Annotated in this window: 15 protein-coding genes; 14 read left to right on the top strand and 1 reads right to left on the bottom strand. The window is 54.2% G+C overall.

All coding sequences use genetic code 11. The features are described 5' to 3' along the window. Window positions 1-42 precede the first annotated feature (42 nt). From QTL79_RS14195 to QTL79_RS14155, 9 genes are all read left to right on the top strand, one after another. Complete coding sequence (locus tag QTL79_RS14195) at window positions 43-876, top strand: deoxyribonuclease IV (protein WP_346355627.1); 834 nt, start codon at window positions 43-45, stop codon at window positions 874-876. Window positions 877-1,020: 144 nt separating this feature from the next. Next, complete coding sequence (locus QTL79_RS14190) at window positions 1,021-2,778, top strand: 2-oxoacid:acceptor oxidoreductase subunit alpha (RefSeq protein ID WP_346355626.1); 1,758 nt, start codon at window positions 1,021-1,023, stop codon at window positions 2,776-2,778. Next, window positions 2,778-3,641, top strand: a complete 864-nt coding sequence (locus QTL79_RS14185) for a thiamine pyrophosphate-dependent enzyme (RefSeq protein ID WP_346355625.1) — start codon at window positions 2,778-2,780, stop codon at window positions 3,639-3,641. Before QTL79_RS14190 ends, QTL79_RS14185 begins: the two co-directional genes overlap by 1 nt. A gap of 23 nt (window positions 3,642-3,664) precedes the next feature. Then, the gene (locus QTL79_RS14180) at window positions 3,665-4,366 is read left to right on the top strand and encodes a hypothetical protein (RefSeq protein WP_346355624.1); all 702 of its coding nucleotides are present in this window, start codon (window positions 3,665-3,667) and stop codon (window positions 4,364-4,366) included. Window positions 4,367-4,436: 70 nt separating this feature from the next. Beyond that, the gene (locus QTL79_RS14175) at window positions 4,437-4,889 is read left to right on the top strand and encodes a hypothetical protein (protein ID WP_346355623.1); all 453 of its coding nucleotides are present in this window, start codon (window positions 4,437-4,439) and stop codon (window positions 4,887-4,889) included. 22 nt (window positions 4,890-4,911) lie between these two features. Continuing rightward, complete coding sequence (locus QTL79_RS14170; protein ID WP_346355622.1) at window positions 4,912-5,184, top strand: hypothetical protein; 273 nt, start codon at window positions 4,912-4,914, stop codon at window positions 5,182-5,184. A gap of 256 nt (window positions 5,185-5,440) precedes the next feature. After that, the gene (locus QTL79_RS14165) at window positions 5,441-6,163 is read left to right on the top strand and encodes a GGDEF domain-containing protein (protein WP_346355621.1); all 723 of its coding nucleotides are present in this window, start codon (window positions 5,441-5,443) and stop codon (window positions 6,161-6,163) included. A gap of 294 nt (window positions 6,164-6,457) precedes the next feature. Continuing rightward, a complete protein-coding gene (corA, locus tag QTL79_RS14160; protein WP_346355620.1) occupies window positions 6,458-7,528 on the top strand; it encodes a magnesium/cobalt transporter CorA in 1,071 nt (356 codons plus the stop codon). Between the two features lie 108 nt (window positions 7,529-7,636). Beyond that, a complete protein-coding gene (locus tag QTL79_RS14155) occupies window positions 7,637-9,499 on the top strand; it encodes a DUF3369 domain-containing protein (RefSeq protein WP_346355619.1) in 1,863 nt (620 codons plus the stop codon). A 60-nt stretch (window positions 9,500-9,559) separates the two neighbouring features. Here QTL79_RS14155 and QTL79_RS14150 read toward each other — a convergent pair whose 3' ends face one another. Continuing rightward, window positions 9,560-10,702, bottom strand: a complete 1,143-nt coding sequence (locus QTL79_RS14150) for a S1 family peptidase (protein ID WP_346355618.1) — start codon at window positions 10,700-10,702, stop codon at window positions 9,560-9,562. A 182-nt stretch (window positions 10,703-10,884) separates the two neighbouring features. Here QTL79_RS14150 and QTL79_RS14145 point away from each other — a divergent pair, with 182 nt between their 5' ends. From QTL79_RS14145 to QTL79_RS14125, 5 genes are all read left to right on the top strand, one after another. After that, window positions 10,885-12,102, top strand: a complete 1,218-nt coding sequence (locus QTL79_RS14145) for a response regulator (RefSeq protein WP_346355617.1) — start codon at window positions 10,885-10,887, stop codon at window positions 12,100-12,102. A gap of 201 nt (window positions 12,103-12,303) precedes the next feature. Beyond that, a complete protein-coding gene (locus QTL79_RS14140) occupies window positions 12,304-12,621 on the top strand; it encodes an STAS domain-containing protein (RefSeq protein WP_346355616.1) in 318 nt (105 codons plus the stop codon). A gap of 45 nt (window positions 12,622-12,666) precedes the next feature. Continuing rightward, window positions 12,667-13,083 (top strand): ATP-binding protein, encoded by a 417-nt coding sequence (locus QTL79_RS14135; protein ID WP_346355615.1) that lies wholly within the window; start codon window positions 12,667-12,669, stop codon window positions 13,081-13,083. A gap of 21 nt (window positions 13,084-13,104) precedes the next feature. Continuing rightward, the gene (locus QTL79_RS14130) at window positions 13,105-13,653 is read left to right on the top strand and encodes an STAS domain-containing protein (RefSeq protein WP_346355614.1); all 549 of its coding nucleotides are present in this window, start codon (window positions 13,105-13,107) and stop codon (window positions 13,651-13,653) included. Window positions 13,654-13,671: 18 nt separating this feature from the next. Next, window positions 13,672-14,127: an STAS domain-containing protein gene (locus QTL79_RS14125; RefSeq protein ID WP_346355613.1), complete on the top strand. Its 456-nt coding sequence runs from the start codon at window positions 13,672-13,674 to the stop codon at window positions 14,125-14,127. Window positions 14,128-14,293: the final 166 nt, after the last annotated feature.

Genomic DNA, 14,293 nt, shown 5'->3' with positions numbered 1-14,293 from the left:
ATGGCGCATGCCAAGCAGCACACACGGAAAGGAGGTTTTTTGATGACGGACAATCTGAAGATCGGTTGTCATCTATCGAGCAGCAAGGGCTATGAACATATGGGGCGTGAGATCCTGCGCCTCGGCGGCAATACGTTTCAGTTTTTCAGCCGCAATCCGCGCGGCGGCAAGGCGAAGGCGCTCGACAAAGCGGATCTGGAAGCGTTTTTGGCGTTGGCCGAAGAGAATGCGTTCGCGCCGATTTTGGCGCATGCGCCGTACACGCTGAATCCCTGTTCCGCCGATGCGCGGGTGCGTGAGTTCGCGTTTGAAGTGATGCTTGACGACCTGGCGCGCATGGAACAGCTGCCGCATAATTACTATAACTTTCATCCGGGCAGTCATGTCGGTGCGGGCGTCGAGGCGGGCATTGAAATGATCGCCGCCTTGCTGAACGAGGTGCTGAAAGAAGAGCAGACGACGCTTGTCCTTTTGGAAACAATGGCCGGCAAGGGCAGTGAAGTGGGGGGACGCTTCGAGGAACTGCGCGCAATCATCGACCGCGTCGCCTGCCGGGATAAACTCGGCATATGCCTCGATACCTGCCATGTCTACGACGCCGGTTATGATATCGTAAATGATCTCGATGGCGTGCTGGCTGAATTTGATCAAGTTATCGGCCTGGAACGACTGAAGGCGATTCATTTGAACGACAGCAAGAATCCGTTTCACAGTCGCAAGGATCGGCATGAAAAAATCGGCGAAGGCTCGCTCGGCTTGGCGGCGATTGCCCGCATCATCAAGCACCCGTCGCTTTGCGAGCTGCCGTTCTTTCTCGAAACGCCGAATGAAGTCGACGGCTATGGCGAAGAGATTCGTTTGCTGCGCGGCCTATAATGAAAAGAAAGGGACTGTTTCAAAGCGGCAGACAGCAGCTGTTTTGAGACAGTCTTCTTTTTTTATGTAAGAAAATTACAGGTATTTTATTGTGCACAGCGAAGGAGTAAAAAAAGATAAATTGGCAATGTGGGAGGGATTTTTTTGGACACGAAACCATTCACCTGCCTCTTCGGCGGCGAAGCCGGGTACGGCGTCATGAGCGCAGGCTCACTGGTGGCGAAGAGCGCGATGCGCAGCGGACTGAGCGCCGTCGTAGTCAATGAATATCCGTCGTTAATCAAAGGCGGTCTGAACACCTGCCTAGTGAGAATTGCCGAGCAGACTTTGCTCGCTTATGAAGAGGAGGTCGACTTTCTCGGCGCACTGTCGCAACCGGCGTTTGAATTGAATATCGGCAGAGTGAAAAAGGGCGGTAGCGTGCTGTACGATACGAAGGCGGTCAGGACGGATTCGATAAAGACGCCGGAAGGAGTTCGATTGATCGGCGTGGATCTGTCGGGTGCATTGCCCGAAAAAGGGGCAAAGATCATGCTGAACAGCGTGCTGCTCGGCGGTTTTTGTGCGCTGAGCGGCTTTCCGGCTGCTTCGTTGCAGGCGACGCTGGAAGCAGAGTTCAGCAAGGCCGAGGTGAGAGAGAAGAACAGGCAGGCGTTTGAAAACGGCCGCGCGCTCGTGGCCAGCGTGATGACGCAGACGCCGTCTCTTTCCCTGCGTTTTTCGGCAGCGAAAGGAGAGACTATGCTGATTAACGGCAACGAGGCGATCGCGATGGCGGCGATCAAAGGCGGCTGCAAGTTCGCCGCCGGATATCCGATGACGCCGGGCTCGAGCGTGCTTAGTTATCTGGCTGAATACGGCGCGCCGTACGGCGTGGTCTTTAAGCAGGCCGAAGACGAGATCGCGGCGATGAACATGCTGATCGGCGCTTCGTTTGCCGGCGCACGCTGCATCGGTTCCACGAGCGGCGGCGGTTTTGCGTTGATGACCGAAGCGCTCGGCTTTGCCGCGCAGGCCGAAATTCCGCTGGTCATGGTCAATGCGCAGCGGGGCGGGCCAAGCACCGGACAGCCGACGCGGACGGCGCAAGCCGATTTGAACTTTGTTTTGCATGCGTCGCAGGGTGAGTTTCCGCGCATCATCGTAGCGCCGGGGGACGTGGAAGAATGCTTCTACGAAACCTTCCGCCTGCTGAATCTGGTGGAAAAATACCAAGTGCAGGGGATCATCCTTACCGATAAATATCTGGCGGACTCGTCGTTTGTGCAGCCGTTTTTTAAACAGGAGGGTCTGGTAATTGAACGGGGCAAACGAATCAGTGAAGAGGAACTAGAACAACAGGAGCGCTATCTTCGCTATCAACTGACAGAAGACGGCGTATCGCCGCGCGCCTTGCCGGGACAGCGCGGCGGACGGCACATCGCGACCAGCTACAGTCATGGCGAAGACGGTTTTTACAGTTCGGGGAATCATGAATATGCCGGAGACGAGCCGCAAAACACCGTCGCGATGCTTGATAAGTGGTATCGCAAGATTCCCGTGATGCTGCGCGATATTCCGGGTGCGACGCTTTACGGTCCGCAAGAGGCGGATCTGACGCTCATCGCCTGGGGCTCGACCAAGGGGGCGATTCTCGAAGCGCTGGCGCAAGAGGAAACAGGGCCGTATCGGGTGAATTTCCTTCAACTGCGTTACATTGAACCGTTTCCGACTGAAATTGTTGCAGCGGTCTTAAGCAAAGCGAAAAAAACGTTGCTGATCGAAGGCAACAAGACGGCGCAATTAGGCGGCGTGATACGAAGACATACCGGACTGGCGGTCGACCATCTTTATCTAAAATATGATTCACGTCCGTTTGTTCCAACAGGCATCCGGGAAAAAATCAGGGAGGTGATGGGCTGATGGCGGCGACAAACGCAGGACTAGAGTATGCACCGACCTGGTGCGTCGGGTGCGGAAATTACGGCATTCTCACGGCCTGGAAAAAAGCGATGGGCATCCTGGAAATCGATCTGGAAAAAGTGGCGTTGGTAACGGGCATCGGCTGCGGCAGCAAGATCGGCCAATACGTCAACACGTACCGGATCGAGACGCTGCACGGACGGACTCTGCCGGTGGCCAGCGGCGTCAAGCTGGCCAACCACGAACTGACGGTCATTGCCGAAGGCGGCGAAGGCGACGGAATGGGGCTTGGCATGGGGCACTTCATCCATTCGGCGCGCCGCAACCTCGATCTTAGCTATTTCATTCACAACAATCAGATCTATGCGCTGACGAAAGGGCAGGCATCTCCGACGACGGATCGGGGAACGGTCACCAAGTTCACGCCGCCGCCGCTCGGTAACGTAGAACAGGCGGTGAACATCGTGCAACTTGCGCTGAGCGCAGGCGCGAGCTTTGTCGCGCGCGGTTCGGCCGCGAACATCGATCAACTGGCGCAGCTGATGGCCGAAGCCGTGCGCCATCGCGGCTTTGCGGTGCTCGACATCCTGCAGCCTTGCGTTTCCTTCAATCCGGTCAATACCTATCAGTGGTACAAAGAGCGTGCGTTGTCGCTGGAAAGCGTCAGCGGCTACGACGAGACGGATCGGAAACAGGCATTGGAATATGGTTCGCTTTGGGGGGAGAAAATACCGCTCGGCGTCTTTTATCGCAGCGAAAAACCGACGTTCAGCGATTCGTTGCCGCAGCTGGAAAAAGGAACGCTCGTCGCGCAAGCGCTTGACGGCATCGACGTGACGGCTTTGATGCACAAATTGGCTTAGTGCATGCCAAAGGGGGGATAAGGATGGCTTGCGAGAAGAGACGGGGCTTCTTCGGCGTTAGCGTAGCGGTGCTATGCCTGTTCCTGTTTTTGCTGAGCGCGGCGGCCGCGGGAAAAGGCGATGCGAGTATTGTGCTGGACAAAGAGGAATATGTGCAGGGCGACAGGATCAGCGTGACGTTTCAAACGCCGGAAGACTGGCCGCGCGACGCATGGATCGGAATCGTTTCGGCCGCGACGCCGCATGGCAAAGAAACGCCGGACGTTAAGCAGACGGTCCATCAATATATCGAAAAGCGCAGCGTCGGCGTGGTGGTCTTCAAGGCGCCTGCACCCGGCCAATGGGAAGCGCGTCTCTATGACGCGGCCAGGAACGGACGAGAGATTGCAGCGGCCCGATTCACGACGACCCCCGATCCGACTGCCGGAGATGCGAAACTTTTCCTGAAAAAGAACGTCTTCGCCCCGGGCGAGCGGATCGACGTCTCGTTCACCACGCCACGCAATTGGCCTGCCAATGCATGGATTGGCATCGTGCCGTCTTCAGTGCCGCATGGGAGCGAAGAGGTGAATGACCGCTATGACATCACGTATCGCTACATCGAAGAGCGCACGCATGGCTGGATGATCTTTGTCGCGCCGGAAGCGGGAGAGTGGGATCTGCGGATGAACGACAGCGACGACAACGGACGCGAAGCCGCTTCCGTTTCTTTCACGGTTCGCTAGAAAAGAGGTCGCTTGATTGCATGTAGTATACTAGTTACGTGGCATGAAACGACAGGGAGAAAAAACGCAGATGGAATTTCGCAAGAAAAAAAGTTATGAAGACATTTATAAGTGGCATCGCAGCAACAATGGAACTTGCTTTTACTGTTATGAAGACGCGCCGGTCGCGGCGAAGCTGGTCGGCGAACGCGGCATTTGCCAGGAGTGTCTGGCGCATTTTCGCGTCGGACATGTGGGGACGGATCGTCATGTAATCACGCATCTGACGAAAGGGCTGCGTAGTCATGACGAAACGGTCGCATGGCTGCGCAAACAAAGCGTCAAACTGGCGCCAAACGGTGAACATAACGGCATCCGCTCGTATTTGGCGATCAATAATTTAGGGATTTTTGATTATTATCACGACATCATTTACGGTTCGGCCGATATCGCCGAGGTAGATGAAAAAACAGCACGCAAGATTATGGATAGCTACAATGCGATTGAAATTTATCAAGACGGCGCTATCCGGATCTGCTATTAAAGAATCGGAGGAGCAACGCTGGATGAATGACGAAACAATGTGCGACCCGGAACTCGTCGCGGAAATGAAATTGGCGGTGGATGCGGAGTTTTTGCCGCGCGAATTCACGACTTCCGACGTTTTCAAATGGATGAAAACCGAAGCAATCAAAAAAATGAACGGCGAGGAATATCCGAAGATCACGCGTGAGCTATTGGCGAACTATGTAAAAGGGACGCCGATAACGAAAAAGCGCAAAGTGAAAGTGCTATACATGAGTCCGAATGGAAAAGTGTTCGCCTTTCATCCTCTGTAGCATTAAAAAAATGAACCATCGCAAAGCATTGTTTATTTGCGACGGTTCATTTTTTCATTATGGGGAGGAGAAAAAAACGACAGTAAAAGTGTCTAAACAAAGAAAAGAGACTTTCTTCGACAAAAAGATAGCGCTCTTTATAAACAAGTTCTGTGAATTGTCGAACGATTGAGCGAACGTACAGCAGGAAAAACAATGTCTGCCGAGAATGGTATCCAATTGACGACGGTTTTATATCGAACGGGAGGCCTGGTCGATGCACTCACTCTTGGAACTCTACTATGACGGTAAAAAAGGCCGCATTCTGTGCGGGCTCTTAATTGGCGCTGCGGCCTTGCATGCGGGCGAACGGCAAAGCGCGCAGGAAGCGGCGCTCACCTTACTGATGGGGATCATTGTCCTGCTGACGCTCGAATGCAGCTGTTTGCTCGAAGAGAATCGGCGGCAAAAAATGCGGATCGAAGAATTGCGCTACTGCAGCGAACAGGATGCGCTGACCGGTTTAAAGAATCGCTATGCCTTTTCACACATTGCATGCGAAATGGAGAAGTGCGAAGAAGGGATGACCGTACTGGTCTGCGATATCGACGGTCTGAAAAACGTCAATGACACGTTCGGACATCTGGCGGGCGATCGTTTGATCCGCCAGGCGGCGCAAATCCTGCGCCAGTCCTGCACGGAAAGAGCGGAAATCTTTCGCATGGGCGGCGATGAGTTCATCGTGCTTTTTGCCGGGGCGATGAACGTGAGTGAAATATTGGCACTGAAAAAGCAGATTGAACAGGCGGGGCAGCGTCTGCAAAAAGAAGAAAGGACAGCACCGACGCTATCGGTAGGCGTCGCCAGCGGACGGGGCGAGAAACTGCTGATGGTCATCAAACGCGCGGACCAGGCGATGTACGCCAGCCGAAAAAAAGAACGGCGCGGCTTCAGCAATTTTCAATATGCGATTATTGAAGAGGAAAAAAAGTGCAAGTGAGAACGGGAGGCGTCCGGACAAAGGCGCCTCTCTTTTTTTATTATTGGAGAAAAGAGGGGAAATGGAGGCTGCTGCTGCGAATAGACAAATGTTTTGCCTGAGTTGGGCTTTTATTCTACAATAAAAAGCAAGGAAGGGATGTTTTTTGATTTTCTTTTTCACGTATTTGAGATAAGGTAAAAGAAATCGACAGACCGAATATGCGCGAAGGAAAATCCGTATGCAAGCGCGTGACGAATGAAGGAATGAAGAATGGATCAATAAAATTATGGAAGTTAGGCTGGGTGGTGTTTTATGCGAAAGAAAAGACGCTCGATTGCGCCGAAAGTGGGTTTGTCTCCAGGCACACTAATGCATATCGGCGAGATTCGCGCGGAGGAAGTCAAGCTTCGCGTTATCCATTACAATGCGGAAAACATTGAGGAACGAGAGCAGCTTCCTTTGGAACAGTTGCCCGGATTGGTTGCTCAACCGGGCGTGACCTGGATCGATATCCAAGGCTTGGATGCGAAGGTGGTGGCGGACGTCGGGTCTTTATTTGACGTGCATCCACTGATTCTCGAAGATATCCTGAACACCAATCAGCGTCCGAAGTTTGAAGATTATGGCGAATATCTGTGCATCATTGCCAAATCATTAACAGCGTCGCAAGATGAAGCCGGCTATGAAAGCGAACAGGTCAGCATGATCCTTGGCGAGGGGTATGTTATTTCCTTCCGGGAAAGCTCGGCGAGAGCAAACGATGTGTTTGCCGGCGTTTATGAGCGGGTTGTTCATGGCAAAGGGAAACTGCATACGCGCAGAGCCGACTATCTCTTTTATGCGCTATTGGACAATCTGGTCGACCATTATTTTCTGGTGCTGGAAGAGATTGGCGAAAAAATTGAAAATGTGGAGGAAGAGATTGTGGCGCAGCCGAATCCAGGCTTGCTCCAGGACCTGCACCGATTGAAACGGGAGATGATTTACATCCGCAAGGCAGTATGGCCGGCGCGCGAGTTGGTCGGCGCCCTTGGACGGGGGGAGTCGGCTCACATTGAGGAAGCGACGCACATTTACCTGCGTGATTTGTACGATCACGTCATTCAAGTCATCGAGACGGTCGAGATTTACCGCGAGATGCTGTCGGGCATGCAGGACATCTATCTCTCGAGCATCAGCAACCGAATGAACGAGATCATGAAACTGCTGACGATCATTTCGACGATTTTTATTCCGCTGACCTTTATTGCCGGGGTATACGGAATGAATTTTGAGAACATGCCGGAACTGAAGTGGCAATACGGCTATTATGGAGTCCTGAGCGCGATGGCGCTCGCGGCGCTGACGATGGCGGCGTATTTTAGGCGACGGCGTTGGCTGTAAGAAAAGAAACCTGGTAAAAAACATCGCAGGCGAGTTTGAGGCTTTAAAGGGAAAAGGAGATTTGTCGGGAAGTAATACAACAGGGATTCGCCGCGAGGGGTGAAGAAAATGAGCGACGAGATATTGGTTTTTATGGATGATGAAGCGGAGTCGACGGTCAGGCAGGAAAGCTGGCCGATCCTGATCGTCGATGATGAGCCGAAGATCCATTCGGTGACGAAACTGGTGCTGCGCGATGTTGTCATTGACGGGCGAAAGCTCGAATTTTACAGCGCGTATTCGGCGCAGCAGGCGAAAGAGTTTCTGCAGTCGAATCCGGCGAAGATTGCGCTGATCTTCCTTGATGTCGTGATGGAGGAAGAGGATTCGGGGCTGAAACTGGTGCATTATATCCGCCGCGAACTGAATAATCAACTGGTGCGCATCATCTTGCGCACCGGGCAGCCGGGCTATGCGCCGGAATCAAAGGTTGTCCTGGAATATGACATCAACGATTACAAAGAAAAGACGGAACTTACTTCGCAGCGCTTGGTGACCGCGCTCGTCTTGGCGCTTCGTTCCTACCGCGACCTTGAAACGATTGAGGAAAACAAGCGCGGCTTGGAACAGATGATTGAGGCCGCGCCGGATGTTTTTCGCGCGCAGACACTCGAGGCCTTTGCGGCGGCAGCGCTTGGACAACTGGATGGCCTACTCGGCTTGCAGGCGGCAAAGAGCTTTTTTGCGATGCGACAAGAAAACGGAACATCGCCCAAGATATGGGCGGCAACGGGGGCGTTTGAAGTAATGCGGGGGCAGAGCGTCGCAGACGCTGCGTCGGCTGATGTGGTTAGTCGCGTGCAGAACGCGCTGCAGGAGGGACGGAGCTGTTACCAGGAGGATTATCTTCTGCTGCACCGGCCGGGCTCGAACGGCGCAGCGACTTGCCTGATCTATCTGGAAGCCTTGGAGCGGCTGAAAAGAATCGACGGAAAGCTGCTCGACATCTTCTGTTTGCATATTTCGGCCGCGTTTGACAAGTTGAACCTGCGCGATGAAATGGATGCCACGTTGCGCGAAATGGCAAGGCGGGAAGAAGCGGAACGGGCGCTGCAAGAGAAGAACGAGGAGTTGCAGACTGCGCTGTCCTCTTTGCGTCAGGCGCAAATGCAACTGGTGCAACAGGAGAAGATGGCCGGCATCGGCCAACTGGCGGCGGGCGTGGCGCATGAGATCAACAATCCGCTCGGCTTCATCGGCAGCAACCTTGGCTGTCTGGAACAGTATGTCGGGCAGTGGCAGGCGCTTTGGCAGCGCTATGGAGCTTTGAAAGAGGCGGCGAGAAGCGCGGCGGCAGAGCTGGGCGAAGCGGCGGACGCGATCGATGCGCTGGAAACGCGACAGCAGACTGCATTGACGCTTACAGACAGTCTGGAACTGCTGCAGGAATCGCGTGACGGCCTGGAACGGATCCGGCGCATCATCGTCGGCCTGCGCAGCTTTTCCCGACCGTCCGGCGAAGAGACCTGGGCGGACTATGATCTGAATCAGGGATTGCAGACGGTGCTGATGTTGATCGGCAGCGAAGCGCAAAACTGTGCGGATTTCGAAGTGGAAGAGGGAACGGCGCTCGTTCGCGGCGTCAAAACGCAACTGGAGCAGGTGCTGATGAATATCGTGCTCAATGCGCTTCAGGCGATCCGGGAAAAAGGCGGCGCCGAGCGCGGCCTGATCCGAATCAGAACCTGGCAGGAAGCGGATTTTGTCTGCTGCAGCATCAGCGACAACGGCGCGGGGCTCGACAAGGAGAAGAGCGGTCGCGTCTTCGAAGCGTTTTTCACGACGCGTCCGGTCGGCAAGGGCGTCGGCTTGGGCCTTAGCATCGCCTATGACGTCATCGTCAACAAGCATCACGGCAAGATCACGTTTGACAGTGAAGCGGGTCAAGGCACGAGCGTGTCCTTCTGCCTGCCGCAGAACCAAAAGGAATAAAAAACAAGGCTGTCTCCGAAGGCCACTTGCATGCCTTTGGAGACAGCCTCTTTTTTAGCGCTATTTGACTTCGACCAATACCGCTGCATTTTTCGCGAGTTCGGCGATCTGCGGCAGATCCAGATTGGCAGCGGCGGCATCGCCGACGCTGTAGTGTTCGCTGTCGCCGAGGCTGTTAAGCAGCGCCGACAAAGCGGAAGATTTGATGGCGAATTGAGCGGCGCCGGGAATGGTCTGGCCTTTATAGAAGAAATAGCCCAAAGCCTGGTTGTTGATCACAATGCCTGTCACCTGTCCTTTGCCGTTGAGCAGAGGACCGCCGCTTGCACCCGGCGGAACCGAAATACTGATTTGAAAAGCGCGCGGATCGTCGGCCAGACCGTTCAGACCGTTGATAATGCCGTCAGAAAACTTGAGGCTGCGGCCGAGCTGCGCAGGAGTCGGAAAAGCGGCGGCATAAACCCGTTCGCCGATGCTGGCGCCGCGCGCCGGCGCTAACGGCAGCGGCGTGACGAAAACTTCCAGGCCCGACACGCGCAGCAAGGCCAGGTCATTGACGCGATCAACGGCGATGCGGCTGGCCGGCAGCTTGCTGTCGCCGTGAAATTCGACGCTGATCTGATTGGCGCCCTCGACAAGATGCGCGCAGGTCACGACCAGCGAGGTTGTGATGAAAAAGCCGCTGCCGCTGCGGATGCCGGAGGAAGGCGTTTGCCCGCTGCGACTGCCGGTCAGGTTGATGGCCTGACCAAATGCGCCGGGAAAGGTAAGCTGCAGCGTATCGCTCGCGGCGACATAGCTGATCGGTGTGGCAATTTTATCGGTCCAAAGCAGATTGGGGATCAGCCAGAAGCCGTTGTTAAAAGCGGCATCGGCGGTTTTTTTCAGACCCAGGCAAAAATCGCCATTGCTCCAATACGGCATCGAGCTGCCGAGCGACTGCAGAAAGACGCCCAGATAATCGTAGTCGCTATAGCCGCCGGTGGTGTTGCGACTGATCGCCAGTTGAAAAGTAAGGTTACCGCCTTTCATATTCCAGATGCCCTCTACAGCGTCCAAACTGCGCCCGGTCAGGAACTTCTGCGTGAAGCTGGTTTCGCTCAGTTCGCTGCCGAACGGTTTTGAAGCGGCCGCGCCAACGCTTGAAAAGAGCAAACCGAGGATGAGCAGGATCGGTAGGATGCGCTGCGCTGAAAATGACATGAAAACACCCCCTTGCAAATGATGAATTCAGCCGAGTATTGTTTATGATATCGTTCTACATCTGACAAAATTTTCCTGCGAAAGGCGGGATTATTGTATCCGGGTAAAAGGTTTTTCGCCGATAAAGAGCGAACTGTTGTAAAAATATTACAGATGAAATGCTGCGGAAAGGATGTGCGGCAATGGCGGCAAAAAAAATTCTGCTGATTGACGAATCGCACCTGATGCGTCTGCAGGTTCGCCTCTTGCTCGAACGGGAAGGCTTTCAGGTTGCGGAACTTGACAGCGTACAAGACTATTTTGCCAATCTTTGGCGTTATGCGGAACTCGATCTCTTGCTGCTTGACGTCGATTCAGGCGAGCGGGGCGGTCTGGCTGCGCTGCGTGGAATGCAGGAGAAGCCGGGCGAAGTATGGCCGGCGGTCTTTATCCTATCCGGCAACGCGGACAGGGAAACGATACGAACTGCGCTCTGTTACGGCGCGAAAGACTACATTCTCAAGCCGTTTGTAAGCGAGGATTTTTTGCGCAAGATCGCTTATTTTTTTCATGCCGGAGCCGGCACGAGCTTCAAAGAAAAGTATGATGCACTGGTTGAAGAATTTCGTTTGAACAGTGAAGCAATCTTAGAAGAGGGCGAAGGCGCCTTTCCTAAGGAGAAGATCGACGCGCTGGCGGAAGAATGTTTCGCGCTCGTCAAGGGCGACGTGCGGCTGATCCTGTTCAATCACGATTACGGCGTTGCCGGTTATACGTTTCGCCATTCGGTGAATGTGGCGCTGCTGTCCGCGTTGATCGGGCAGTGGATGGGACTGGGCGATGAGAAGCTGCGCAAACTGACGGTGGCAGGTTTGCTGCATGATCTGGGGAAAATGGCGATTCCGCCCGCGATCCTGAATAAACGCGGCGAACTGACGCCGGACGAACGCGAAATTGTCTGCAACCATCCGCGCAAGTGCCTTGAGATACTGGCGCTGCAAGGTTATGAGCGCGAGTTGCTCTTCGGCATCCTGCAGCACCATGAACGGGTCGACGGCAGCGGCTATCCGGAAAAATTGCCGGGACGCGCGATTAGCCTCTTTGCGAGGATCATTGCGGTTGCCGATGTCTATGATGCGATGATGTCCAATCGCGTCTATCACCACGGCGTGACGCCGTTCGTGGTGATAGAACAATTGGTCAAGGATATGGCGGGTAAACTGGATCCGCTTGTCTGCTCCGTTTTGTTGAAAAACAGCAAAGAGCAGATGGTCGGTCAGCGCGTCATCCTGGCCGATGGAAGAAAAGCCGTGATTGAGGAATTCGAAGAAGGCGGCTTTGCCGAACCGGTCTTGCAATTGCCGGACGGTCAGCGTATCCGGTTTAATGAAAGCAGTCCGGTGGTCCGCTTGAAAGGCTGAGGGCGAAAAAGCAGGGAATCGACTGCTAAAGTCGAAAAGATTAGGAAAAGCTTGAGAAAAGTCAGTGACGAGGGGCGGCAGCAGCGCCAAGCGGCGTTGGGTAAAATTTTTTGCGTAACTATGCTTTGGGATAGTGCGCTGTGCGCCGGATTCTGGTATGGTAGAGACAGTTTCGGACATTAAAAACTTAGGAGGCGTAACATGACAGACAATGTGAAATGCATTACGGTATTGCCGCGTGTGGATTCGAACAATGCGAAGCAGGTAGAGGAGCAGCTGCTCGAAGCGATTCAAGGCGGCGCGCAGAAATTGATCTGCGATTTCAGCGACAACAGCTACATCTCGAGCGCCGGCTTGCGCGTCTTTCTCAGTGCGATGAAGCTGATGACGAAATCCGGCGGTCAGCTGGTGATCTGTTCGCTGAGTCCGTTTGTGCGCGAAGTGTTTGACATGGCCGGTTTCAGCCAGATCTTCACGATTTGTTCCAATAAGGAAGAAGCGCTGGCGGCCGTGAACTAGAACGAAGACAGCGCGGGTGAAGATGGCAATGGAGGGGTAATTGTCATGACGGAGCGGGCACAGCAGATTTTTTGCGCAAAAGATGAAACGGTCTATGAGATCATCGATTTTGTCAAGGAAAGCATGAGAGATGTCGGCTTGAGCGAGCGGAAGACGATGCAGTTGGAACTGGTCACGGAAGAATTGGTCGTTAATGTCAGCCACTATGCGTATCCCGGGTCAAGCGGGACGATTCAGGTCGATATTGCGAAAGAACCGGACCATGTAGAGCTCATATTCAGCGACGAGGGGCAGCCGTTCGACCCGACCGCGGCGAAACCGCCGGATCTGGAAGGCGCACTGGAAGAACGCGATATCGGCGGTCTCGGCATTTATCTGGTGCACCAACTGGTGGACAAGGTGGAATACCGACGCGCAGAGAACCGCAATATCCTGACGCTGACGATCAACCGGCCGCAGTAAAGGAAAGAAGGGGGCGTTCGAGTGGAAATTTTGCTGAGTGAGATCGGCGCGATCAAGGTGGTGCGTCTGCCGGTCGAACTGGACGGTGCGGCGGCCGAAGAGACGCAGGCTCTCTTTACGTCTTTGATCCAGGCAGGGCATGTGAAGATCCTATGCGACTTGTCTGCGACAGAACGCGTTTCGCCTGCAGGGCTGAACGTATTTCTTGCGGCGTTTAAAGAGGTGCATGAACGCCAGGGCCAGATGGCTTTTTGTCGTCTGCAGCCTGCGGTGCGTGAAGTCTTCGTCGCGGCGGGACTGACGCACATCTATAAATACTATGATTTTGGCGAGGCGCTTCAGGTCAGCATCTTAAAGGAACTGTCGAGCGAATTCGACGAGTATGTCGACTTGCATGAAATTCGCTTGCAACGCCAGGAAGATTGTCTGCGCATCGATCTGTTCCTCGAGTTCGACGGCAACAAACGAATGGCGGCCGTACAGCAAAGCATCAATAAGATTAAGCGGAATCTCGAAGAAAAGATCAAAGGCAGCGAAGTCTGCGTCATTCCGACGACCGCGGCCGTATAAAAAGTGATGGAGGCGAGTGTGTTGACGAAGCAGGCCGATAAAATGCCAAGCGTTGTTACGCTTGCGGCAAAAATTGACGCCAACAATGCCAAGGAACTGGAAAACAGTCTGGCGGCGCTTCTCGCGAACGGGGAAAATGAGCTGATCTGCGATTTTTCAGCGAATGAATATGTCTCGAGCGCCGGCTTGCGTGTCTTTCTCTCGACCTTGAAACGGGTCGACAAGGCTGCGGGGCATATGGTACTGGTCGGACTCCGGCCCGGCGTGCAAGAAGTGTTTGACATGGTTGGTTTCAGCAGCCTCTTTACCTTTTGCGCGAGTGTGGAGGAGGCGGTACGGAGCATCAGCCTTTCCCGCGCGAAAGCGCAACTGGAGCAGCTTAACGAAAGCGTCGCCGAAGGGCAGCAACCGACGGCGTGCGAAGTATATTCCGTTATGAACGGCGCACGGGGAAAAGTGGATGAAAAAATTTAAACGGGCGGCGCTGCGTCTTTCTTGAAGCGTGCTTCAAAATGCAGGCGCCCGGTTGCATAAGCTAGCCAGGTCAAGTTGAAACGCAGCAAGGCCGTGCGTTCCTTGACCTTGTTTAGTTTGCACTGCGCAGGGGCTCTCTTTTGCCAGCGCAAAAGGCAGGGGATTT

The sequence above is a fragment of the Azotosporobacter soli genome (assembly GCF_030542965.1).
Taxonomy (GTDB): Bacteria; Bacillota; Negativicutes; order SG130; family SG130; genus Azotosporobacter; species Azotosporobacter soli.
The sequence above is the reverse complement of the archived record's forward strand: the minus strand, read 5'-3'. Positions and strand labels throughout refer to the sequence as shown.

Excerpts from the sequence above, each read along its gene's own strand:
- QTL79_RS14180 (WP_346355624.1), top strand. The coding sequence starts at position 3,665 with ATGGCTTGCGAGAAGAGACGGGGCTTCTTCGGCGTTAGCGTAGCGGTG.
- QTL79_RS14135 (WP_346355615.1), top strand. The coding sequence starts at position 12,667 with ATGACGGAGCGGGCACAGCAGATTTTTTGCGCAAAAGATGAAACGGTC.
- QTL79_RS14155 (WP_346355619.1), top strand. The coding sequence starts at position 7,637 with ATGAGCGACGAGATATTGGTTTTTATGGATGATGAAGCGGAGTCGACG.
- QTL79_RS14150 (WP_346355618.1), bottom strand. The coding sequence starts at position 10,702 with ATGTCATTTTCAGCGCAGCGCATCCTACCGATCCTGCTCATCCTCGGT.
- QTL79_RS14170 (WP_346355622.1), top strand. The coding sequence starts at position 4,912 with ATGAATGACGAAACAATGTGCGACCCGGAACTCGTCGCGGAAATGAAA.
- corA (WP_346355620.1), top strand. The coding sequence starts at position 6,458 with ATGCGAAAGAAAAGACGCTCGATTGCGCCGAAAGTGGGTTTGTCTCCA.
- QTL79_RS14175 (WP_346355623.1), top strand. The coding sequence starts at position 4,437 with ATGGAATTTCGCAAGAAAAAAAGTTATGAAGACATTTATAAGTGGCAT.
- QTL79_RS14165 (WP_346355621.1), top strand. The coding sequence starts at position 5,441 with ATGCACTCACTCTTGGAACTCTACTATGACGGTAAAAAAGGCCGCATT.
- QTL79_RS14140 (WP_346355616.1), top strand. The coding sequence starts at position 12,304 with ATGACAGACAATGTGAAATGCATTACGGTATTGCCGCGTGTGGATTCG.
- QTL79_RS14195 (WP_346355627.1), top strand. The coding sequence starts at position 43 with ATGACGGACAATCTGAAGATCGGTTGTCATCTATCGAGCAGCAAGGGC.
- QTL79_RS14145 (WP_346355617.1), top strand. The coding sequence starts at position 10,885 with ATGGCGGCAAAAAAAATTCTGCTGATTGACGAATCGCACCTGATGCGT.
- QTL79_RS14185 (WP_346355625.1), top strand. The coding sequence starts at position 2,778 with ATGGCGGCGACAAACGCAGGACTAGAGTATGCACCGACCTGGTGCGTC.